This is a genomic window from Amycolatopsis sp. CB00013, from assembly GCF_001905755.1.
In the GTDB taxonomy this organism is placed as follows: Bacteria; Actinomycetota; Actinomycetes; order Mycobacteriales; family Pseudonocardiaceae; genus Amycolatopsis; species Amycolatopsis japonica.
In genome coordinates this window covers 1762152-1784225 of sequence record NZ_LIWC01000001.1, presented here as the reverse complement: position 1 = coordinate 1784225, position 22074 = coordinate 1762152, and the positions used below count along the sequence as shown (strand labels likewise).

The following is a 22074-nucleotide window of genomic DNA, read 5'->3' as shown; positions in this document are numbered from 1 at the left end:
CGTGCGCGATCGATTGTCAGGGCCGGCGTGGACGAAGAAGGTGGGCGAAGACAAACCGAGTTCAGGTCACGGCCGCTGCCAGGGGCCGGATTCGAGGGAGGACGCGTGTTCGTTCATTGCCTCGGAGTCGCGGCAGGCGGCGGTTTTCCGCAATGGAACTGCGCGTGCGCCGGATGCCGTACCGCCCGAGCGAAGCCCGAAGTCGCGACGATGCACGCCGGTCTCGCGGTTTCCGGGGACGGTGAGCGATGGTTCCTGCTCAACGCGACCCCGGACGTCCACCACCAGATCGCGGCGGATCCCGCCTTGCATCCGGGACCGGGGATCCGGGCGACGCCGGTGGCCGGCGTGCTCCTGACGGACGCGGAGTTCGATCACACGATCGGCCTGCTGATGTTGCGTGAGGAGTCGTCGCTGAAGGTCTACGGGACCCGTCCCGTGCTGGAGGCGCTGAGTTCGTGGTTCCCGGTCCGGGAACTGCTGAGCGATTACGCGGATCTTTCCTGGTCGCTTCTCGAAATCGGCAAGCCGCTGGACCTGGACGACCGGCTACGGGCGACCGCCTTCCTGACCGGTTCCAAGGCGCCGCGCTATGTCGGGAAGTCGCGGCATGCGCCGCAGCGCGGCTCGTCGGAGTGGGAGGTGGGTTTCCGTCTGCAAGACAAGGTGACGGGCGGAACCGTCGTGTACGCGCCGACGCTGCCGCGCTGGGACGCGAAGTTCGCCGAGCAGGTGGCCTCGGCCGATTGCGTCTTCCTGGACGGGACATTTTGGACGGACGACGAGATGTCCTGCCAGGGTGCGGGAAGCCGGACCGGAAGGTCCATGGGACACATGCCCGTCGGCGGCGCCGACGGTTCGGCCCGTGCGTTGGCGGCGCTTCCGGCGAAACGGAAGATCTACACGCATATCAACAACACGAACCCGATCCTCGACGAAGGGTCCGGCGAGCGGCGGTGGCTGACGAGCCTGGGCATCGAGATCGGTCGAGCAGGCTTGGAGGTGGAAGTATGAACCCTTGGTCCGCGGAGGAGTTCGAAGCACGGCTGCGGTCGATCGGGGAGAAGCGGTACCACCATCTGCACCCGTTCAACGAACGGATGCATTCGGGAACGCTGACCGAGGAAGAGTTCCGGGGCTGGGTGCGCAATCGCTTCTACTACCAGCTGAACCTGCCGGTGAAGGACGCGTTCATCCTGACCAAACTGCCCGGCCGGGCGGACCGCCGCCGGTGGATCCAGCGCATCATCGATCACGATGGGCGCGAAGGAACCGAAGGCGGCCTCGAGAAATGGGTGCGCTTGGGTGAGGCCGTCGGCCTGACCCGCGAAGAACTGTTCGACGTCGACACGGTGCTGCCCGGAGTACGGTTCGCAGTGGACGCCTATGTGGACTTTTGCCGGCAGAAGCCGTGGCTGGAATCCGTGGCGTCGGCGCTGACGGAACTGTTCGCGCCGGATCTGCTCAGCAGGCGGATCACCGACGTCCGGCGGCATTACCCGTGGATCGCCGAGGAAGGCCTGGAGTACTTCCGGGCGCGCCTGACCCAGCAGCCCAAGGACATCGCGCATCTGCTCGAGCTGGTGCTGGAGCACGCGAAGTCCAGGGCGCAGCAGGACGCGTGCGCCCGAGCCCTGGAGTTCAAATGCGATGTCTTGTGGAGCCTGTTGGACGCCGTGCAGTTCGCGTACGGCAAGGGTTCGTGATGGACGACGGCGATCTGGCGGCCACGCCCCGCTTGGCGACGAAGGCGATGCTCAAGCATGACAGCGTCCGCGACGTGGAGCTTCTGCTGTTGCCGGAGCGGGTGGTGCTCCTGAACAAGTCCGGGGCGGCGATCCTCGGCCTGTGCGACGGCAGCCGGACCGTGCGGCAGGTGGTCGAGCGGCTCGAGCAGGAGTTCGAGGCGACCGATCTGGTGAACGACGTGATGACGTTCCTCCGTGACGCGAGCGGACGGGGCTGGGTGGTGGTCACATGAACGGGACCCCGCAGCCGTACGGCCTGCTGGCCGAAGTCACGCACCGGTGCCCGCTGCACTGCGTCTACTGCTCGAACCCGTTGGAGCTGCGCGAGCGGGAGGACGAACTCGGGACCGACGAATGGGTGAGGGTGATCGGCGAGGCGGCCGGGCTCGGCGTCGTCCAGGTCCACTTTTCGGGCGGTGAACCCCTCGTCCGCGGCGACCTGGAGACGTTGGTCGCCGAGTGCCGCCGTCTCGGCCTGTACACGAACCTGATCACCAGCGGCCTCGGGCTGACCGAGGCCCGGGCGGAATCGCTCGTCGCGGCGGGCCTCAACAGCGCCCAGCTGAGCATCCAGGGGGACGCCGCCGAGTCGACGGACCTGGTCGCGGCCAGCAAACGGTTCGACAAGAAGGAAGCGGCCGCGGGCATCATCCGCGACGCCGGGCTGCCGTTGAACATGAACGTGGTGCTGCACCGGCTGAACCTGCACCGGCTGGACGCGATCATCGACGTCTGCGTGAAATGGGGCGCCGAGCGGCTGGAACTCGCGAACAGCCAGTACTACGGCTGGGCTCTGCGCAATCGCGAGTCGCTGATGCCGAGCAAATCCCAGCTGGACGAGGCCGTCGGCGTCTACGAACGCCGGAAGGCGGAGCTGGCCGAGCGGATGGAGATGCTCTGGATCCTGCCGGACTACTACGAGCCCTACCCGAAGCCGTGCATGGGCGGCTGGGCGCAGACCGCGCTGACCGTGGCGCCGGACGGCGTGGTCTACCCGTGTCCTGTCGCCGCGGAGATCAAGACGATGGAGTTCTCCTCGGTTCGCGACCACGACCTCGAGTGGATCTGGACGAAATCCGCCGCGTTCGAGGCGTACCGGGGCACGGAGTGGATGCCCGATCCCTGCCGCGGCTGTCCGCGCAAGGAGCTGGACTTCGGCGGTTGCCGGTGCCAGGCGTTCGCGCTGACCGGCGATGCGGGCCGTACCGATCCGGTGTGCCAGCACTCACCGGATCATCACCTGGTCCAGTCGGCACTCGTCCGGGCCAATCAGGAGGACGTCGCGGCGGACGGCGAGGTGATCCGCGAGCGGCTCGTCTACCGGCGGCCGACCGTCTCGGCCCGAAGGCGATGACCGCATGTCCGCCGGAAGTCGTGCCGGACGCCCCCTGACGCGGGACGAAGCCACGGCGCGGTCCGCCGCGATCTTCGGTGTCCAGTACACAGTGGACCTCGATGTGACACTGGGGGAGCGGACGTTCGCGACGACGACGGTGGTCCGCTTCCAGGCGAGGACCGGAATCGGGTTCGTCTTCCTCGACTTCGCGGGAGAGGTCGAGTCGGTCGAGTGCAACGGCCGTGCGCTGGGGCCGGACGCGCAGAACGGGACGCGCGTCCGGCTGGAGGTCCGGCCGGGTGCGAACACGGTCAGGGTGGCCGGTACCGCTCCGTACTCGCGAACCGGCGAGGGGCTGCACCGGTTCCGTGACCCGCTCGACGGCCACGTCTACCTGCACACGAAGTTCCAGCCTTTCGCGGCGCACAAGGTGTTCGCCTGTTTCGACCAGCCCGACCTGAAGGCCCCTGTCGAAGTGACCGTCACCGCCTCCGACCAGGCGGTGGTGGTCGCCAACACCGACCCCGTCGAATCGCGGACCGCGGGCGGGCGGACGGCGTGGCGTTTCGAACCCACACCACCACTGCCGCCGTATCTGGTGGCCTTCGCCGTCGGCTCGTTCCGCCGGCTGGGCTCCCACCACCGCGGAGTGCCGCTGGCACTGTACGCGCGGGACTCGCTCTTCGAAGAGCTCGTCGAGGACGCGCCCGAGTTGTTCGACGTGATCGGCCGCGGCCTCGACTTCTACCGCGGGTCGTTCGCCCTGCCGTACCCGTTCACCAAGTACGACCACGTCTTCGCGCCCGAATACGCGTTCGGGGGTATGGAACATCCTGGCTGCGTCACGCTGAACGAGCGGTTCCTGTTCCGGCACCGGGTCACCGACGACGAACGGCGGCGCCGGGCCGAGGTGCTGCTGCACGAGATGGCGCACATGTGGTTCGGCGACTACGTGACCCTGCGCTGGTGGGACGACCTGTGGCTGAACGAGGCGTTCGCGGAGCTGATGTCGATCATCGCGCAGCGCGACGCGACGCGGTACGGGGAAGGCTGGACCGCGTACGCGCACCACTCCCTGCCGGTGGCCCGGCACGCCGACCGGTTGCCCACCGGCCACGCGATCCGGGTCGAAACCGTCGACACCGACGCCGCGCGGGTGAATTTCGGCCCGATCGTCTACAAACGAGGAGCCGCGGTCCTGCGCGATCTCGCCGGGCGACTCGGATGGGAGACCTTCTTCGCCGGGGTACGGACGTACCTGCGAGCACACGCGTGGGGAAACGCCTCCCTCGACGACTTCGTGGCGGCGCTGAGACAGTCCTCGGACGAGGATCTGGGCCGATGGGTGGACGAATGGCTGCTGCGCCGGGGCGTCAACACGGTCGAGGTGTCCCGCCTCGCCGCCGGTGACCGGCTGGTACAGCTTCCCGATCCGGAAGTCCTGCCGCGTCACCTGAATCTGCGTGTCGCCGCCTTCGAGGACCACGACGGCAAGCTGGTGCCACGGCGGCGGGTGCCGGTCGTGCTCACCCCCGGCAGGTCCGAAGAGGACCTCACCGCGTTCGGCGGTCCGGACCTGCTGGTGCCCAACGACGACGCGGTATGCCACGTCAAGGTGAGGCTGGATCCACGATCCCGCCGGACGGCCTTACGAGCTCTGTCCACCTTGGACGATCGGCGGGCGCGCGCGGTCGTGTGGGGAGCGCTGTGGGACGACGTGCTCGACGCGCGACTACCCGCACGAAGCTACGCATCGGCCGTTCTCACCCACGGTGTACATGAGGACGACGACGGGGTCCTGAAGGCGCTTCTGGAGCGCGCCGTACAAGCGGTGCGGGTCTATGGTGCCCCTGCCGATCGGCGCCAGGCGCTCGAAGGCCTGGCGCGCCGGATCCACGAACAGCTGGCGGCCGCCGCGCCGGGTGGTGATCGGCAATTGGTGTTCGCCCGTGTCCTCGTGGGGGTCGTGCGGGCCGAGGGGCACGGTCTGCTGCAGGAGATCGTGTGCGGACGATCTCCCTGGGCCGGACTGGAAGTGGACCGGGATCTCCGGTGGCGGAGCCTGTTCCGCCTCGCGGCTATCGGACGCGACGTCGGCGGACTGCTGGACGTCGCGCGGGAAGCCGATCCAGGGGACAGCGGCCACCGGAACGCCTTGATGGTGGAAGCCGCACGCCCCACCGTCGCGGCGAAGGACGAGGCGTGGGCGCGGTCGACCGGCGACGACCTTTCGCTCGCGGAAAAGAAAGCCGTCATGGCGGGGTTGCGCGAGCCGGGGCAGGAAGCCTTGCTCACCCGGTACACCGACCACTATTGGCGATCGTTGAAGGACCTCGCGGCGACCGGCCGGCCCGAGTTCGTACTCGCGTTCGCCCGCGCGCTCTATCCACGGTTCACCGAAGACGAGCTCAGCGTGCTGGCGGACACCGACGAAGTGATGGAGAGCGGACTGCTCTCGGACGATGTGCTGAAGGTCGTTCGTGAGGAGCGGGCCGAGCTCCTCCTGATCCGCGCCGCACGAGCGTGTGACGCGGCACTCTGACGGGATCCGCGAGAACGAACGGCGGTGGATCGAGGACGAACGGGGTCTTCGCCGCGACGAAAGGGAGTGTGAGCCCTTTCACCTCCGGCCCGGCTTCCGTTTCGGCCCGTAAATGGCTTGGTGCACACCGTTCGTGCTCGGGTGCCGGACGTTCGTGCCGGACGGATTGACCCTGCGTTCCGCTCCCCGCAGGCTCGGTCCACAGCACGGGGCGCCGGTGGCGATCGGCATATTCCCGGCGTCCCGTGCGAACGAACGTGACAGCACGACGAAGTCCGGAATGAGAGGTGAAACCGTGGTTCTTCCGTCGAAGATGCCTCAGCTCGCAGACCTCGATCTGCTGCTCTCGGTGGAAAGCCACGGGAGCGTGGGAAAGGCCGCGCAAGCGCACAGCCTTTCCCAGCCCGCGGCCAGTATCCGGATCAGCGCGATGGAACGACGTCTCGGGCTCAAGCTTCTGGAGCGCTCTCCCGCCGGATCGAAGCTCACCGAAGACGGGGAGATGCTGGCGAAGTACGCCCGCAATGTCATGCAGGCGGCAAGGGAGTTGCTCGAATTCGGCTCGGGGGCGAGGTCTTCCGACGCGAAACGGCTCCGGATCGCGGGCAGCCCGGCGGTTTCCGAGCATTTGATCCCCGAATGGCTGAACCGGTCGGGTTTCTCGTTCGGTGAGGCGCGTGTCGAGGTTCGGACAGGCAGCGTGGAGACACTGCACCGGCTGATCCGCGCGAGCCACGTCGATCTCGCGTTCATCGACGGCTGGTGCCATGCCGGGGGGCAAGGGCGGGAACAGTCCCGCGAGGACCTGATGACCCGGTACATCTGCGACGACAAACTGGCCGTGGTCGTCGGCTCGAGGCACCCTTGGGCGGCGAGGCGCAGCCCGTTGACGGTGCAGGAGCTGGCGGCCGCCCCGCTCGTGCTGCGCGAGCGCGGCTCAGGGCTGCGCGAGTTCACCGACGAACTGCTGGGAACCTCCCGGGTCCCCCGCGGCTACGTCGAATTCCCTTCCAGCGCCGCGATCAAGCAGACGGTCGCGACCAGCAAGCGGGTGACCGTGCTGAACGTCTCCACCGTGCGGTCCGAACTCGCGGAAGGCCGGCTGCACCTGGTGACCGTCGACCAGGAGATGCCGGCCAAACCCATTTACGCGGCTTGGAGCGAACGCCGGGGTCTCCCGGACCACGCGAAGGAATTACTGGAGATCGCGGTGTCCAAGGGCAGCCCGATGCCGCCGGTCGTCGTGCCGGGGCAGCAACCGAGGACGGTCGACTGGCGGAAGCGCAAGCACTCGCGAGAGCCCAGCTTGGCAGGCGAGGGACACGGATCGATGACCTGACTCAGACCTCTCGCGGAAATGTCACACCATCCGGTGTCCGATACAGGAGGAGCAACAGTAGATGTCAGCCCTGAACAAGATCGCTCGCACGATGGTCTCCGATCGGCGCGGTATCCTCGCCGCCGACGAGAGCATCGGGACGATGTCCGCCAGGCTGGAGAAGGTGGGCGTCGAAGCGACCGCGGAAAATCGCCGGATCTACCGGGAATTGATCGTCACGACGCCGCGGCTCTCGGAATCCGTCAGCGGGATCATCCTCGCGGACGAGACGTTCCACCAGAAAGTGAGTGACGGGCGCACGTTCCCGGAGTTCCTCGAAGACATCGGGATTCTCACCGGGATCAAGGTCGACACGGGAGCGAAGCCGCTGGCGGGATCGCCGGAGGAGAAGATCACCGAGGGCCTCGATGGCCTGCGTGAACGAGTGACGGAGTACGTGCGGCTCGGCGCGACGTTCGCCAAGTGGCGGGCCGTGATCACGATCGGCGAGGACGAGCCTTCGGCCCGCGCGGTGCGCGCGAACGTGCACGCCCTGGCGCGGTACGCCGGTCTCTGCCAGGAGGCCGGTCTGGTTCCGATCGTCGAGCCCGAGGTCTTGATGGACGGGGACCACACGCTGGAGCGTTGCCGTCAGGTGACCACGGCCGTACTGGAGTCGCTGTTCGAGGAACTCGATCTGATGCGGGTGCGGCTCGACGGCATCGTCCTCAAGCCGAACATGGTGGTCGCCGGGACCGGGAGCCCGGAGCGGCCCACGGTGGCCGACGTCGCGCGGGCGACGGTGGAGACCCTGCGGGAGACCGTGCCGTCGTCCGTGCCGGGTATCGCGTTCCTTTCCGGTGGGCAAAGCCCGGAGGTGGCGACACAGCACCTCGGGGCGATGCAGGAACTCGACCCGCTTCCCTGGGAGCTCACCTACTCCTTCGGACGGGCGCTCGTCGGGCCCGCCCTGGAGGCCTGGCGGGGTGACGAAGGCAACCGGGTCGCCGCCCAGAACGCGCTCTCCGAACGAGCGGTCGCGAACGCCGCCGCCCGCTGAATGCGGTTCGCGTCCGCTTGAAGGGCGACCGGTCCGGCCACGCGGACGGCCGGGCCGGTCGCCCGCGGTGCTGTTTCCTTGCTCGGCCGAGTGAAGTGAGAACGATGAATACTCAGGAATGGGACATCCCCGGACGTCCAGGGATGGCGGCCGGGGGCTCCGGTCAGGCTCTCGCGCTCGAACTCGTGCGCGTCACCGAGGCGGCCGCGATCGCGGCGGGCGAATGGGTCGGGTTCGGGGACGGGAACAGCGGCGAGGCCGCCGCCCACGTGATGCGCGAACTCCTCGGGTCGGTGCGGATGCGCGGTGTTGTGGTGGCGGGCGCGGACGGGAAGGGCGCCACGCCGGTCCTGTTCGCCGGTGACGACGTCGGGAGCGGGGACGGCCCGGCGTGCGACGTCGCCATCACCGCGGGCGACGGCGCGCTCTCGCCGGTCAAGGACGTGCCGTACTCCCTGTCCGCGATCGCCGTTGCCGAGCGTGGTGCGTTGTTCGACCCCTCGCCGGGTGCCTCGATGGAGAAGCTGGCCGTCGGTCCCGAGTGCGTCGACGTCGTCGACATCCGCCGCCCGGTGGCGGAGAACCTGCGAGCGGTCGCCAAGGCCAAGGACATTCGCGTGTCGGACGTCGTCGTCGCCGTGCTCAACCGCCCGTACCACCGGGATCTCGTCCACGAGATCCGCGACGCGGGCGCACGGATCCATTTGCTGGAAGGCGGTGAGGTCTCCGGCGCGATCGCGGTGGCGCGGCCCGAGAGCCCAGTGGACATCCTGCTGGGCGCCGGGGGAGCGGCCGAAGGGGTGATCGCCGCGGCCGCCCTGACCTGTTCGGGTGGCGCGCTGCAGGCCCGGCTGCAGGAAGGGAAGGTCCTCCACACCGAAGACCTGGTGGGTGGGGAGAACATCCTCTTCTGCGCCACGGGGCTGACCGGAAGCGAGTTGTTGCGAGGTGTCCAGCACCACTCTGGCCGCGTCTTCACCCAGTCTCTGGTGATGTCGTCGAAGCCGGAGACAGTGCGGATGGTGCGGTCCGAACGCCCGCACGTCGCTCGGCGCGAGCAGGAGGGGCGCCGAACCGCATGACGGCTGAGAAGACCGGGAACGATGCGCTGATCACGCGGTACCGCGGGCTGATCTGCGACCTCGACGGCGTGGTCTACCGCGGCCCCTCGGCCGTTCCCCATGCGGTGGAGACCTTGAACCGCGTGACGGCGCGGGGCACCCCGGTCGTGTTCGCGACCAACAACGCGTCCCGCCCACCCGAGGAGGTGAGCGAGCATCTTCGCGGGCTGGGAGTCGCCCCGCGGGGTTGGTCGGTGGTCACCAGTTCGCAGGCGGCCGCGGCACATCTGGCGGAGCGTCTTGGCAGGGGGACACCCGTGTTCGCGGTGGGAGGCCCAGGCGTCGCCCGTGCGCTCACGGAGGCCGGGTTGACCCCGGTCCGTGTCGCGGATCTGGACGGTACGCCGGTGGAGGCCGTCGTCCAGGGGCTGGGAACCGACGTCACCTGGCGTGAGCTGGCGGCGGTGGGCAGGCTCGCCGACGCGGGAGCCACCTGGGTGGCCACGAACGTCGACCTCACCTTGCCCACGCCGTACGGGCGGGCGCCGGGCAACGGGGCGTTGGTCGCCCTGGTGCGGACCGCCACCAGCGCATCCCCTCACGTGGTGGGCAAACCACGAGCGGCCCTGTTCGACCTGGCGCGTCACCGGCTCGGCACCGTTCACTCCGAGACCCTGGTGTGCGGGGACCTGCTGGACACCGACATCGAAGGTGCCAACTCTGCCGGCCTCGATTCGCTCCTCGTCCTGAGCGGCGCGTCCCGTCTCCGCGATCTGGCCTGCGCCGAGCCGTCCGCGCGTCCGACCTATGTCGCCGCCGACTTGAGCGGGCTGCTCGCGCCTGGAAGGCCCCTGCGGGCCGTCTCCTCCGACCTCACGCCGGATGCCATGTCCCGCATGCCGAACGCGGTCGGTGATGACGAACTGCTGCGGTCCGTCGTCACGACGGCGTGGGCGGTCCATGACGCCGGCCGCGCGGTCTCGGACGACGACGGTCTCTGGGAGAAGATCGAACAGCAGCTCGGGCTTGGCCATTCCGTGTGAAGGGGGCCTTCACACGGGGCCGCAGGTGCCGTCCGAGTGTCCGTGAAGGCCTCCTTGAGGGACCCAGAGTCCCTCAAGGAGGCCTTCACGGACTTGCCGCCTCGGTCAGTGTCCCGGCAGGGCGGGAGCTTCGCCGGTGCGCTCGTACTCGGACAGCAGGTCGATCCTGCGTTGGTGGCGTCCGCCCTCGAATTCGGTGCCGAGAAACGCGTCCACGATGTGTTCGGCCTCTTCGACCGTGTGCATCCGGGCGCCGATACCCGCCAGCAGCGCGTTGTTGTGCTGCCGGGCGAGCTTGGCGGTGTCCACGCTCCAGGTCAGCGCGGCGCGTGCGCCGGGCACCTTGTTCGCGGCGATCTGTTCCCCGTTCCCGGAACCGCCGATGACGACACCGAGGCTCCCTTCGTCGGCCACGACGCGCCGTGCCGCTTCGACACAGAACGGCGGATAGTCGTCGTTCGCGTCGTAGACGGACGGCCCGACATCGATCGTTTCGTGGCCGAGCGCGGAGAGCCTTGCGACGAAGTGGTTCTTGAGTTCGAGTCCGGCATGATCGGAGCCAAGGTAGATTCGCACGTCGGCAGTTTAATCCCGGATTCGTGGGTCGACGGATGGAAAGTCGGCTGATCGCCATCGAAAGGCCTTATACGTCAAGGCCAAGTTCTTATGGCCGCGGTCGGCCACGTTCGGTGGACGGGGTGGCGATTCGGGCTCCGGCCGTGAGGCGTCAAAGGTGGCGGGTTGCGAAAGCCACTTTCGCAACCTTCAACGTTGCGAAAGTGGCTTTCGCAACGTCAGTGGAGACATGGGTGAGTGGTCGGCGCCGGTGAGGGGAAGCACTCGCCGCACCGGCGACGTGGGCCTGGCGTGGCGGGTGAGGGTGCGGTGCCCGTCCGTGCACCCGCCCACTCCGTTCGTGGGCGCCGGGACGCCGTTCGGCACCGGTTGCCACCCAGTGGTTCAAGGTCGGTTGCCCCGGCTTCGTTAAATCGAGGATGCTCTTTCATGACCGCGAAATTTCGTGAGTTCGTCCTCGAGTTTGCGCGGATCACGAATGCCCGGTTCGCCCCGTCGCCGGGTGTAGTCGACAGCGAGGAGGAAATATGAAGTGGGAAACTCCGGAGTACACGGTCGTCGAGGTGTGTGCTGAGGCCACCGGCTACTTCTACCGTGGCTGACGGCCGGGCTCCCGGGCCCGTGCCGTTCGTTTTCCCGTAGTCGCGGCAGGTACCCGAAAACCTGCTTCCCGGCTACGTCGGCGTTGACGCAAGGCCCCGGATCGGAAACTCGGTCTCGCGGGCCTTGCGTCACGCCCTTCGACAGTCCACCGGCGAAGTCACGAGCTCCCTGTGGGTTGTGAGTTCCGGCCATCGGAAATGAACCGTTTCCGGCCCGCTCTCCCTGGTCACCCTGCTCGCCCTTTCGAGGTGGTTCAGATGTCGCTTGAATTCCTGCCGCTACTCGCGCTCGCCTTCGGGCTCAGTCTCGACAACTTCCGCTCGTCGATCGCCATCGGGACGATCCCGTTCGGCTGGCGGCGCGCCTTGCAGGTCGCCCTCGTCTTCGGGATATGGGACGCGGTGGGGCCGCTCTTGGGTGGATTCCTCGGTAGCTATCTGGGTGATTTCCTCGGGGATTGGGCCGAGTACATCGGGGCGGCGGCGCTGGGGTTGTACGGCGTGTACTTCATCGTCGGGGCTATCCGTCATCCGGAGCCGCAGGACATGGATCACCCATGGGTGACCCTCTTCGGCATGCCGCTTTCGCTGACCGTCGACAACTTCATCGCGGGCGCCGGGCTGGGAATCGCGGGATTCTCCCTCGTGGTCCCGATGCTGACGTTCGGCGCGATGACCGTGGTCATGTCGTTCGCCGGTCTGTACGTCGGGAGGATGGCCGCCAGGGTCGTCCGGATCAGGGCCGACCTGTTCAGCGGGATCTCGTTGCTCAGCGCCGCGATCCTGTTGCCACTGGTCTTCGGCTGAGCGGTGTGGCCGTTCCGGCGGCAAAGCGGCGATGGCACTTGGGGAGGCGACGATGCCCGAGAATCCCGATACCCACGTCTACCGGACCTACGACAAGGTTCTGGGCGAGACCAGGCAGCCCCGGCGGCGGAATCATCCGGCGGCGGGGGGCGACGCCACCGATTGGTGGCCGGACCGGGTCGACCTGACGGCCTTGCGCCGGCGTCGGCCCGAGGACGACCCCTTGTTCGCGGACTTCGACTACGCCGAGCGATTCGACACGCTGGATCTCGACGAACTGGCGCGTGACATCGACGAAGTGCTGACGACGTCGCAGGATTGGTGGCCTGCCGACTTCGGCCACTACGGTCCTCTTGTGCTGCGCATGGCCTGGCACGCCGCGGGTACGTACCGCGTCAGCGACGGCCGAGGTGGGGCGAGCGCGGGAATGCAACGCTTCGCACCGTTGAACAGCTGGCCGGACAACCGCAACCTGGACAAGGCCCGCCGGTTGTTGTGGCCGGTGAAGAAGAAGTACGGACGCAAGATCTCCTGGGCCGACTTGATGGTCTTCGCCGGTAACCGTGCCTTGGAATCCATGGGGTTCAAGACCTTCGGGTTCGGCGGCGGCCGGGCCGAGGTGTGCGAACCCGACGAGCTGTACTGGGGTCCGGAACGCAAATGGCTCGCTGACGAACGCCATAGCGGCCTGCGCCAACTCGACGAACCGTTGGCTGCCGCCGAAATGGGGCTGATCTACGTCGATCCGCAGGGCCCGGCCACCAATCCCGATCCACTGCTCGCGGCACGCGACATCCGGGAGACCTTCAAACGGATGGGCCTGAACGACGAGGAGACGGTGGCGCTCATCGCGGGCGGGCACACCTTCGGCAAAACGCACGGCCCGGCCGACCCGAACGTGACCGGTGGGCCCGAGCCGGAGGCCGCGCCGCTCACCGATCAGGGACTCGGCTGGATGGGCGGATGCCGCAGCGGAGTCGGGGCGGACACGGTCACCAGCGGTCTGGAAGGGATGTGGACGCGCACGCCTGTCCACTGGGACCATACGTTCCTCGAGACGCTTTTCGAGTACAAGTGGGACGTCGAGCTCAGCCCGGCCGGCTTGTGGCAGTGGATCCCGAGCGACGGCCAGGGCGAGGGCACCGTCCCGGACCCCTTCGACCCGCACACGAAGCATCATCCGGTCATGCTCACCACGGATCTCTCGTTGCAGGAGGATCCGGTCTACGAGTCGATCTCGCGGCGTTTCCTGGAGCACCCGGATCAGTTCGAGGACGCTTTCGCGCGGGCATGGTTCAAGCTGACCCACATCGACATGGGCCCGATCCGGCGTTACCTGGGGCCGCTCGTCCCGGACGAACGGCAGATCTGGCAGGACCCTGTACCGGAGACGGACCACGAACCGGTGGACGCGGACGACATCGCCGTCCTCAAGCGCGAGATCCTCGGCTCCGGGCTGACGGTGGCGCAGCTCGTGACGACGGCGTGGGCGTCGGCTTCGACGTACCGCGACAGCGACAAACGCGGCGGGGCGAACGGGGCACGGATCCGGCTCGAACCGCAGTGCGGCTGGTCGGTCAACGAGCCCGGGCAGCTGGCCGTCGTGCTGCCCACGCTGGAGGCGATCCAACGGCGTTTCAACGAATCCCAGCGCGGGGACAAGCGGATCTCGCTGGCCGACCTGATCGTGCTCGGCGGGTGCGCTGCGGTGGAACACGCCGCCGCGGCCGGTGGCCACGAGGTCGATGTCCCGTTCCGGCCATGGCGCGCCGACGCGACCCAGGAATGGACCGACGTCGATTCGTTCGACGCGTTGCGGCCCAAGGCGGACGGTTTCCGGAACTACCTGGGCGACGGCTTTTGGGCCGCGCCGGAACATCTGCTGATCGATCGGGCGAATCTGCTGACCTTGACCCCGCCCGAGATGACCGTGCTGATCGGCGGGCTCCGGGTACTCGGCGCCAACTACCGAGGTTCCTCGATGGGGGTGTTGACCTCGACGCCGGGAGTGCTGACGAACGACTTCTTCGTCAACCTCCTGGACATGGGGACCGAGTGGACACCGAGACGGCACAAGGATGTCTGGACGGCGGTCTACGAGGGCCGTGATCGGTGCGACGGAGAAGTGAAGTGGACCGCGAGCCGGGTCGACCTCGTTTTCGGTTCGAATGCCGAATTGCGGGCGCTTTCGGAGGTCTACGCGAGCGAGGACGCGGGTGGGAAGTTCGTCCGGGACTTCGTCGCGGCATGGGTGAAGGTCATGGAACTCGGCCGATTCGCATGAACGGTACCTACCGCCGGGCGAACGGCGCGGCATGGCCGGTCGGTGGCAATGGATATCGGAATGGCTTTTCCGGCGGTAGTGTTCGGACTCGTTGCACAGATCAAGCGCTGAATACGAAAACGCCGGGTTTTCGTGAGAGATATTTCAGCGAATCCATTGAAACAAGCATTTCCTGCTGACGAGGAGGTGAAGTCCGATGACGATTGCCCAGGAACGCGAAGATCTCCTGGCCGAGCTCGGCGGACAGAACAGGGCCACCATCGGTGCCGTGCTCGGGTCCGGAACGATCGCCAAGGCGACCGAGCGTGCCGACGGGACGATGGAAGCGACCATCCGGATCCGTGAGGACGCGATGACGTGGGAGCCGGGGGTGCTGATCCTGCCGCACGCCGGGATTCTCGAGCTGACGATCATCAACGACGACAAGAACACCCACGCCTGTCTGCTGCCCAGCAACGGCGACAAGCAGTTCATCGGCCTGCTGAACCACTCCAAGGGCACCGCGACACTCGAACTCGACGGCCCCGGCTGCTATTGGTACGGCTCGCCGGCGGGTAACGACGAGGGCCGTGGCCTGACCGCCGCCATCGTCGTGACCGGCGAGGTCCCGCCGGAAGCCAAGCTCGACCGACCCGCCCAGCCGCGGCCGTAGAAAGGCAGGAATCACCATGACTCTCGAATACGTCGACGCCGGGAAGGCGTTCGATCACAGTCAGCTCTCCAATCTGCCGCACACCGCGCCGGACGTGACGCGCGGTGTCGACTACGAGCGCATCCTCCAGGCGCGCAGCGAGTCGCACAACTGGATCACCTACTACGGCGACTACGACGGCAAGCGGCACAGCCTGCTCGACGAGATCAACGCCGACAACGTCAAGAACCTGAAGGTCGCCTGGATCTTCCAGGCGAGCGCGACCGGCATGATCGCCTCCACCTCGACCTACGCCTTCGAGGCCTGCCCGCTGGTGGTCGACGGCGTCATGTTCGTCACCGGCTGGGACGGCTGGCTCTGGGCGCTCGACGCGAAGACCGGCGAACAGCTGTGGCGCTACAAGCACGCCATCCCCATCGACGTGACGCTGTGCTGTGCCAACGTCAACCGCGGCTGCGCGGTGGCCAACGGCAAGGTCTACATGGTGACCCAGAACGCCCAGCTGGTCGCGCTCGACGCCACGAACGGCCGGAAGATCTGGCAGAAGACCATCGGCGACGTGCGGGCGGGCGAGAGTGCCTCGATCGCCCCACTGGTCATCAAGGACACGCTCATCACCGGTTCCGCCGGCGGTGAGTACGGCGTCCGCGGGCACATCGACTGCTGGGACCTGGAGACCGGTGAACAGCGCTGGCGCACCTACACCGTGCCGAAGCCGGGCGAGCCCGGCTCGGAGACCTGGCCCGACGACGGCGAGGCCTGGCAGCGTGGCGGAGCGAACCACTGGGTCACGGGAACCTACGACCCGGAGCTGAACCTCTACTACGCGGGCACCGGAAACCCGGCTCCCGACTTCGACGGCGAGGTCCGTGAAGGGGACAACCTCTACACCGACAGCGTGGTCGCGGTGGACGTCGACACCGGCGAGATCAAGTGGCACTACCAGTTCACCCCGCACGACCTGTGGGACTACGACTCCACCATGGAGATGACCCTGTTCGAGCGGGACGGCAAGAAGCTGCTGGCCCACTTCGACAAGAACGGGTACATGTTCGTCCTCGACCGCACCAACGGCGAGCTGCAGCACGTCACCCCGTTCGTCGACCGGATCGACTGGGGCGTCATCACCCGCGACGGCAAGGTGACCCCGCGGAAGTACCCGGACAAGGAGGGCGAGCCCTGCCACTTCTTCCCCGGCCCCGCCGGTGCGAAGGAATGGACGCACGCGTCGTACAACCCGGACCTCGATCTGTTCTACGTCCCGGTCGCGGACGTGGGCGCCACCGCCACCCGGCGTCGCCGCGAGTTCAAGGAGGGCATGCCCTACTGGGGTGCCGCCGTCGAGGTCGACATCGACAACATGGCCGGTTCGGTCAGCGCGTTCGACTCCCACGGTGAGGAGAAGTGGCGCCACCGGCTCAACAACATGCCGATGGCCGCGTCGACCCTCAGCACCGCGGGGAACGTGGTGTTCGCCGGCACGCCTTCGGGCGAGTTCCTGGCACTGAACTCGGAGACGGGCGAGAAGCTCTGGAGCTTCCAGTGCGGCAGCGGTCACCACAGCAGCCCGAGCACCTTCACCGTCGACGGCAAGCAGCACATCGCGGTGCCGGTCGGCTGGGGTGGCTGGCTCGAAGGCATCGTCCCCGGCCTGTCCGGGCAGGGGCACGGCGCCGCGTTGATCGTTTTCTCCCTGTGACAAGGGATTTTCACTGAGGTACCGGCCGGTGGCCGGGTCGCCGCGGCGACCCGGCCACCGTTTCGGTGCTTCGGCCGACGGAAGTCGAGGTGAAACGATGAACCAGCCGACGACGCCCCGGCAGGAACGGTTACCGTGCCTGTACTGCGGGGAGCGTTACGGGCCTGACGACGTCGGGCGGCACACCGAACCGGTGCACTGCGGGCGCTGCATCACGTGCGTCGACAAGCCCGAGTGTTTCGAGTGCCGCCTCATGTACTGCGTCTGCGACGTGCACCGGTACCGAGGCTGACCGGGGCGGCGCCGGTCAGATCTCCAGCGCCCGGCGCACCATCGGCGCGTTCCGCCGGGAAACCGGCACCATGGTCTGTTCCCGGTCGTCCATGACCAGGAACAACTCACCCTTGTAGCGCCGCTCGACCTCTCGGATCCGGCTGAGGTTCACCACGTACTGGCGGTGCACCCGGAGGAACCCGGAATCGCTCAGTTCGGTTTCGAGCCGGTCGAGGCCCGGCGAGGCGGATCGCAGCAGCCCTTGATCGGTCGACAGCCACACGTCGTTGCCGTCCGACTGCGCGAAGGTGACTTCAGGGAGCCGTAGAAGGATCATGCGGTTCTCCCGCGTCGCGACCATCCGATGCGGCTGGGTGCGAAGAGGGGAGTCCTCGACGGTCCGCTGCACCGGATCCCCTTCGGAGACACCGAACGCGACGATGTTGCCGATCAGGTGCCCGGCCAGGTAGACCGGCCGGAAGCTGATCGATGTCGGGTCGTTGGCGAGCCGGGTGCGGATCTGAGTCGAACCGGACCAGCCGGGATTGCGCGTCGCCTGCGCGGCGGCGTATTCGGCCGCCCGGATGAACTCCGGCAGTTCCGGTTTCCACCGGACAGCGGGGTCGGGCGCCGGCGTGGAGCCCGGGATGCCGAGGAGCACCCCCGCCGTGTCGTCGGCGAGCACGACCCGCCCGGCGGGATCGACGGCAGCGAGCGGCGCCCGCGAGCCCGACCTGCTGTGGTTGAAGGCGGCGATCAATTCGGCGCCGTCGTCCTTGGCGTGCTGGCGCAGGATGCGCTGGGTCTTCGTGGCGACGTTGCCGAGCCACGTCCCCACGGCCGGGGGGAGTTCACCGCGCCAGGACGAGATGTTGAGCACCGCGACCGGCTTCCTGGTCACCACGTCCCGCACCGCCACGCCGGCGCAGGTCCAATCGTGGAAGGCCGCGCACCAGTGCTCGGCGCCGCGGATCAGCACGGGGGCGTAGGACATCAGCGCGGTCCCCATGCCGTTCGTCCCGGTGGCGCCCTCGGCCCAGCAGAACCACGGCGCCAGGTTGGCTTCGGCGGCGACGTAGCGGGTCGCCTGGTCACCCCATTGGGCCAGTACCCGGCCGGAGGCGTCGGTGATGGTCACGATGCCACCGAGGGTGTTGACCTCGTGCGCCAGAGAGGCGGCGCGGAACCCGAGTTCGGCGATCACGACGTCGTGCTCCAGCGCGTGCCCGACCTCGGCGACGGCCGCCGGGGCTTCGGTGAGGGAAGGGTCGACGCCGTACTGGTCACGGCATCGGTGCCAGGAGATCGCGATTTCCGGCCGCACCCCGCGGAGATCGTCCTCACCTCGCGCGAACCGCTCCCACGACTCACGCACAGTCGCCTCTCCACGACTGTGGGTGGCCTGGTCGGGCCGGCGTACCTGTGTCATCTGAGACCGCCTTTGGTCTGGTGCCGACCCGGACGGCCTACGTCCGTCCAGTGCCGATGACCTGCTCGCATGTCGGGCCGCGTCGCGTCCCTTGGCCGCCGCCGCAAGCTAAACTTCCTCCGGATTCCAGGGCAAGCGGCCTGGGACGAGTGCGGGCGAACGACCTACGAACGGTCGTGAACCGAGGACCGGCGGTGGCCGTCGGCGCATCAGCGGTCGATGCGTTTCCCGCGCCGGGAAATCGTGTATCTCTAGTTGTCGCGAAGTAAGGCGAACCTGCCTCGGCGTGCGTGACACCTTTCCTCGCGATAAATGAATATGTTTCCGGTCTTCTGTCGGGGAAATATCCGGACGATCGATCGTCAATCGCGGATCCGTCCCTTTTGGACGACATTTTGCCGAGGGTTAACCGTGGCCGGGGTTCATCTGCCCGACGGCTGGGTACCTCCCGTGCCGGCGCGACCCGCCGATCGGGTAGTTCTACAACAACGTGTCCCAACGATAAGAAGTTGTATTGAAATCTCGTGTCGCATCGGGTTACCTTGTTTCCTCTGCCACCGCCCGCGGTCCCAGGAAACCCCGGTGCGCCGGCGACAAGGAGGTCGCGATGACCGGGAGAGTGCCGCCGCTCGTGATCGCATCGAGTCGGCCCGGCAGACGTGACCACGTGGCCGACGGATCGCTGGTGACCACGTCATCGGCGAGAGAAGTGGCTCGCGCGTGGGAGAACTTCGCTTCGGGTGAGGACATCGAGACGGGTGTCCGGCCCGAAATCCTCGCGTCGTGGTATCGATGCCGAGACCGGTACGAAGTGGACCGGAGACTGGACGTCGCTCCGGGAGCGCGAGGCGATGAAGCCCAGCGTGCCGACAACGGCGTGATCTTCACCGCCCTCGGCGGTCTCGGCGCGTTGGCCGGTCAGGAGGTCGAACAGGACGGCGCCGTCGTCACCGTCACGGACGGCGACGGGCGTGTCCTCGGCGCCTGGGGCGATCCCTCCGCCCGGCGGCGAGCCGAACTGCACAACCTCGCCCCGTGGTCCTCGTGGTCGGAGGAATGCACGGGTACGAACGGGATGGGGACTTCGCTCGAAGTTTCCGGCCCGGTGACGGTCACGGGACCGGAGCACTGGTGCGAAGCCTTTCATCAGTGGGCGTGCGCGGGCGTTTCGATCCGCGACATCGTGACCGGCGCACCGGTCGCGTCGATCAACATCTCCCGCTGGAACGCGTCGCTGTCCAAGTTCGTGCCGCCGTGGCTGACGAAAGCCGTCGCGTGTGTCGAGCAGGAGATCTATCGGCGCGCGATCTACGAAGCCGACAAGGTGATCGCCGAATTCACCAAGGAATCCGCCCAGGCAGGCGGTTCTTTCCTGGCCATGGACCGGGGCGGGAACATCATCGCCGCGAACGAATCGGCCGTCGCCTTGCTCGGGCTGACCGGCGAAACACCCATCGTCGCGGGTGCGACCGAACCGGCGGAGCGCTGGACCCCGGACATCCCAGGGCTTCCCGACGTGGTGCGCTGGGCCAGGAAACAGGCACAGGGAAGTCCACAGTGGAGTGGCTACGCGCGTCTGCCGGTGTGTCCCGGCGAAGAGGCCACCTCGCTGACCCTGCGTTCCGTCGTGGACTCGAACCACGTGGTGGGCCTGTTGTGCGCGTTCGGCGTGCAGGAAGGTGAGGCATACGACGGAAGCTCCGGCGATGTGCTCGGTTCATTGCCTCGGTGTGTCATCGGGATGCGGAAAGACCGGCTGGTCCTGCTGGCCCCGTCGGAGATCCGCTATGCCGAAGCCGACCGGAACATCGTCTGGCTGGTCACCGAACGAGGCAGGATCCAAGCCGCGACCCGAGGCCTGGACAACGTCGAGCGGATGCTGACACCACACGGGTTCCGCCGGGTGCACCGGCGATATCTGGTCAACCTTCGCCGGGTGGCCGAGCTGGAACGCGGTATCAAGGGTGAGCTCTTCCTGATCACGGATTCCCGTTCCCCCGAACTGGTTCCCGTTTCGCGTCGCCACGCCCCGGATCTCCGGCGGATGCTCGGCGTGTGAAAGCGGGGTCTCGGAGTGCTTGCCGGACTCCGAGACCTCGCACAGGTCACGTCGTCCGTGACCGAAGGGCTTCCACCTGGCCGCGCAGTCCCTCCACAGCCTGTGCGGGATCTGCGGCCGCGTAGACCGCGGAGCCGGCCACGAAGCAGTCGACGCCGGCCTCGGCCGCCTGCTCGATCGTGTCGGTGTTGATGCCGCCGTCGATCTCCACCACCAGGTTCAGGTGGCCGGTGTCCACCATCGTCCGTGCCTTGCGCACCTTGTCGAGGACTTCGGCGATGAACTTCTGACCGCCGAATCCGGGCTCCACCGACATCACCAGCAGCGTGTCGTAATGCTCGAGCACGCCGAGGTAGGGCTCCAAGGGCGTGTTCGGTTTGATCGCCAACCCCGCTTTCGCGCCGGCGGCCCGCAGGTTCTTCGCGAGCATGATCGGGTCTTCGGCGGCCTCGACGTGCACCGTGACGTTGTAGGAACCCGCTTCCGCGTAGCCGATCGCCCACCGGTCCGGCTTCTCGATCATCAGATGGCAGTCCACCGGTATGTCGGTGGTGGCCAGAATCGACCGCACGACCGGTAATCCCAGGGTCAGATTCGGCACGAAGTGCGCGTCCATGACGTCCACGTGCAGCCAATCCGCGCCGCGTCCCGGTTTTCCGTTCACCGCGGCCACTTCGTCGGCGAGCCGGGCGAAATCGGCGGAAAGGATCGACGGGGCTATCAAGGGAGTTTTCGTCACGACATCGAGCGTAAGTCTCCCGGGGAACGGTGTGGTTATTCGTTGTGTGTATCGGGGGATTGTGTTTTCGGATGTGGTGGGGTGTTGCCGGTTGGTGTTGGGGTGGTGATGGTGGTGGGGTTCTGGTTTTCGTTGTGGTGAGGAGTGTTGTTGTGGAGTTGCAGGTTGCGTTGGATGTGCTGGATCTGCCGTCGGCGTTGACGTTGGCGAATCAGGTGGCCGGGCATGTGGACATTTTGGAGCTGGGGACTCCGTTGGTGAAGTCGGCGGGGATCGGTGCGGTGTCGGCGATCAAGGCGGCGTTCCCGGAGAAGCTGGTGTTCGTGGATCTGAAGACGGCGGACGCGGGTGAGCTGGAGGCGACGCTGGCGTTCGAGGCGGGCGCGGATCTGGTGACGGTGATGGGCGCCGCGGACGACGACACGGTGCGGGGTGCGGTCGCCGCCGGGAAGAAGTACGGCAAGCAGGTGGTGGCGGACATGATCACCGTGGTGGACGGGCGGGTGTCCCGGATCCGGGAGGTCGCGAAACTGGGGGTGTCGTTCGTGGAGATCCACGCCGGTCTGGACGAACAGGCCCGTCCCGGCTACACGATCGAGCAGTTGCTGCGCGACGGCAGGGAAGCGGGAGTGCCGTTCTCCATCGCCGGCGGCATCAAGATCGACACCATCGCCTCCGTCCGTGAGGCAGGCGCGAAAGTCGCCGTCGCCGGAGGCGCCATCTACAACGCCACCGACCCCGCCACCGCCGCCAAAGAACTCAAACAACGCGCCACCCGCTAGTGAGGGATAAGGCAAACGTGTCGTGGTCGTGGACGGGTCGATGATGGGTGAAGGCTCCCTTCGT

At 67.4% G+C, this 22074-nt stretch carries 19 protein-coding genes; 16 read left to right on the top strand and 3 right to left on the bottom strand.

What is annotated here, in order from left to right; translation table 11 throughout:
• Positions 1 to 105: 105 nt before the first annotated feature.
• The 9 genes from pqqB (at position 106) to AMK34_RS07950 (ending at position 10108) form a co-directional block, all read left to right on the top strand.
• Positions 106 to 1014: a pyrroloquinoline quinone biosynthesis protein PqqB gene (gene pqqB, locus AMK34_RS07990; protein ID WP_073844006.1), complete on the top strand. Its 909-nt coding sequence runs from the start codon at positions 106 to 108 to the stop codon at positions 1012 to 1014.
• Positions 1011 to 1706 (top strand): pyrroloquinoline-quinone synthase PqqC, encoded by a 696-nt coding sequence (gene pqqC, locus AMK34_RS07985; protein WP_073844005.1) that lies wholly within the window; start codon positions 1011 to 1013, stop codon positions 1704 to 1706. The genes pqqB and pqqC overlap by 4 nt, the downstream gene beginning before the upstream one ends.
• Positions 1706 to 1981 carry a pyrroloquinoline quinone biosynthesis peptide chaperone PqqD gene (pqqD, locus tag AMK34_RS07980; RefSeq protein ID WP_073844003.1) on the top strand — a complete coding sequence of 92 codons (276 nt, stop codon included), beginning with the start codon at positions 1706 to 1708 and terminating at the stop codon, positions 1979 to 1981. Before pqqC ends, pqqD begins: the two co-directional genes overlap by 1 nt.
• The gene (gene pqqE / locus AMK34_RS07975) at positions 1978 to 3102 is read left to right on the top strand and encodes a pyrroloquinoline quinone biosynthesis protein PqqE (protein WP_073844001.1); all 1125 of its coding nucleotides are present in this window, start codon (positions 1978 to 1980) and stop codon (positions 3100 to 3102) included. The genes pqqD and pqqE overlap by 4 nt, the downstream gene beginning before the upstream one ends.
• A 4-nt stretch (positions 3103 to 3106) precedes the next feature.
• Positions 3107 to 5626, top strand: a complete 2520-nt coding sequence (gene pepN, locus AMK34_RS07970) for an aminopeptidase N (protein ID WP_073843999.1) — start codon at positions 3107 to 3109, stop codon at positions 5624 to 5626.
• Positions 5627 to 5921: 295 nt separating this feature from the next.
• Positions 5922 to 6965, top strand: coding sequence for a LysR family transcriptional regulator (locus AMK34_RS07965; protein WP_073844674.1), 1044 nt, complete (start codon positions 5922 to 5924; stop codon positions 6963 to 6965).
• A gap of 61 nt (positions 6966 to 7026) precedes the next feature.
• On the top strand, positions 7027 to 8004 hold the full coding sequence (locus AMK34_RS07960; RefSeq protein ID WP_073843997.1) for a class I fructose-bisphosphate aldolase: 978 nt from the start codon (positions 7027 to 7029) through the stop codon (positions 8002 to 8004).
• 104 nt (positions 8005 to 8108) lie between these two features.
• Entirely contained in the window at positions 8109 to 9086 is a 978-nt protein-coding gene (locus tag AMK34_RS07955) for a fructose-bisphosphatase class II (protein ID WP_083649777.1), read from the top strand.
• Positions 9083 to 10108 carry an HAD-IIA family hydrolase gene (locus AMK34_RS07950; RefSeq protein WP_073843993.1) on the top strand — a complete coding sequence of 342 codons (1026 nt, stop codon included), beginning with the start codon at positions 9083 to 9085 and terminating at the stop codon, positions 10106 to 10108. The genes AMK34_RS07955 and AMK34_RS07950 overlap by 4 nt, the downstream gene beginning before the upstream one ends.
• A 105-nt stretch (positions 10109 to 10213) precedes the next feature.
• Here the strand turns inward: AMK34_RS07950 and AMK34_RS07945 are convergent, their stop codons facing one another.
• On the bottom strand, positions 10214 to 10684 hold the full coding sequence (locus AMK34_RS07945; protein WP_073843991.1) for a ribose-5-phosphate isomerase: 471 nt from the start codon (positions 10682 to 10684) through the stop codon (positions 10214 to 10216).
• 860 nt (positions 10685 to 11544) lie between these two features.
• Between AMK34_RS07945 and AMK34_RS07940 the strand changes: the two genes are divergently transcribed.
• The 5 genes from AMK34_RS07940 to AMK34_RS07920 all read left to right on the top strand — a co-directional run bounded on the left by AMK34_RS07940 (position 11545) and on the right by AMK34_RS07920 (position 17020).
• Entirely contained in the window at positions 11545 to 12093 is a 549-nt protein-coding gene (locus AMK34_RS07940) for a manganese efflux pump MntP (RefSeq protein ID WP_073843990.1), read from the top strand.
• Positions 12094 to 12145: 52 nt separating this feature from the next.
• Positions 12146 to 14377: a catalase/peroxidase HPI gene (gene katG / locus AMK34_RS07935; RefSeq protein WP_083649776.1), complete on the top strand. Its 2232-nt coding sequence runs from the start codon at positions 12146 to 12148 to the stop codon at positions 14375 to 14377.
• 196 nt (positions 14378 to 14573) lie between these two features.
• On the top strand, positions 14574 to 15029 hold the full coding sequence (locus AMK34_RS07930) for an MSMEG_3727 family PQQ-associated protein (protein WP_073843989.1): 456 nt from the start codon (positions 14574 to 14576) through the stop codon (positions 15027 to 15029).
• Positions 15030 to 15045: 16 nt separating this feature from the next.
• Positions 15046 to 16728: a PQQ-dependent dehydrogenase, methanol/ethanol family gene (locus AMK34_RS07925; protein WP_073843987.1), complete on the top strand. Its 1683-nt coding sequence runs from the start codon at positions 15046 to 15048 to the stop codon at positions 16726 to 16728.
• Positions 16729 to 16825: 97 nt separating this feature from the next.
• Positions 16826 to 17020 carry a recombination activating protein 1 gene (locus AMK34_RS07920; protein WP_073843985.1) on the top strand — a complete coding sequence of 65 codons (195 nt, stop codon included), beginning with the start codon at positions 16826 to 16828 and terminating at the stop codon, positions 17018 to 17020.
• 15 nt (positions 17021 to 17035) lie between these two features.
• Here AMK34_RS07920 and AMK34_RS07915 read toward each other — a convergent pair whose 3' ends face one another.
• Positions 17036 to 18376 (bottom strand): DNA-binding protein, encoded by a 1341-nt coding sequence (locus AMK34_RS07915; protein WP_241832712.1) that lies wholly within the window; start codon positions 18374 to 18376, stop codon positions 17036 to 17038.
• A 661-nt stretch (positions 18377 to 19037) separates the two neighbouring features.
• Here AMK34_RS07915 and AMK34_RS07910 point away from each other — a divergent pair.
• The gene (locus AMK34_RS07910; RefSeq protein ID WP_073843981.1) at positions 19038 to 20489 is read left to right on the top strand and encodes a DNA-binding protein; all 1452 of its coding nucleotides are present in this window, start codon (positions 19038 to 19040) and stop codon (positions 20487 to 20489) included.
• A 46-nt stretch (positions 20490 to 20535) separates the two neighbouring features.
• On the opposite strand, the gene rpe is transcribed toward AMK34_RS07910, so the two are convergent.
• The gene (gene rpe, locus AMK34_RS07905) at positions 20536 to 21213 is read right to left on the bottom strand and encodes a ribulose-phosphate 3-epimerase (protein ID WP_073843980.1); all 678 of its coding nucleotides are present in this window, start codon (positions 21211 to 21213) and stop codon (positions 20536 to 20538) included.
• Positions 21214 to 21380: 167 nt separating this feature from the next.
• Between rpe and hxlA the strand changes: the two genes are divergently transcribed.
• Positions 21381 to 22010: a 3-hexulose-6-phosphate synthase gene (gene hxlA, locus AMK34_RS07900; protein WP_073843978.1), complete on the top strand. Its 630-nt coding sequence runs from the start codon at positions 21381 to 21383 to the stop codon at positions 22008 to 22010.
• Positions 22011 to 22074: the final 64 nt, after the last annotated feature.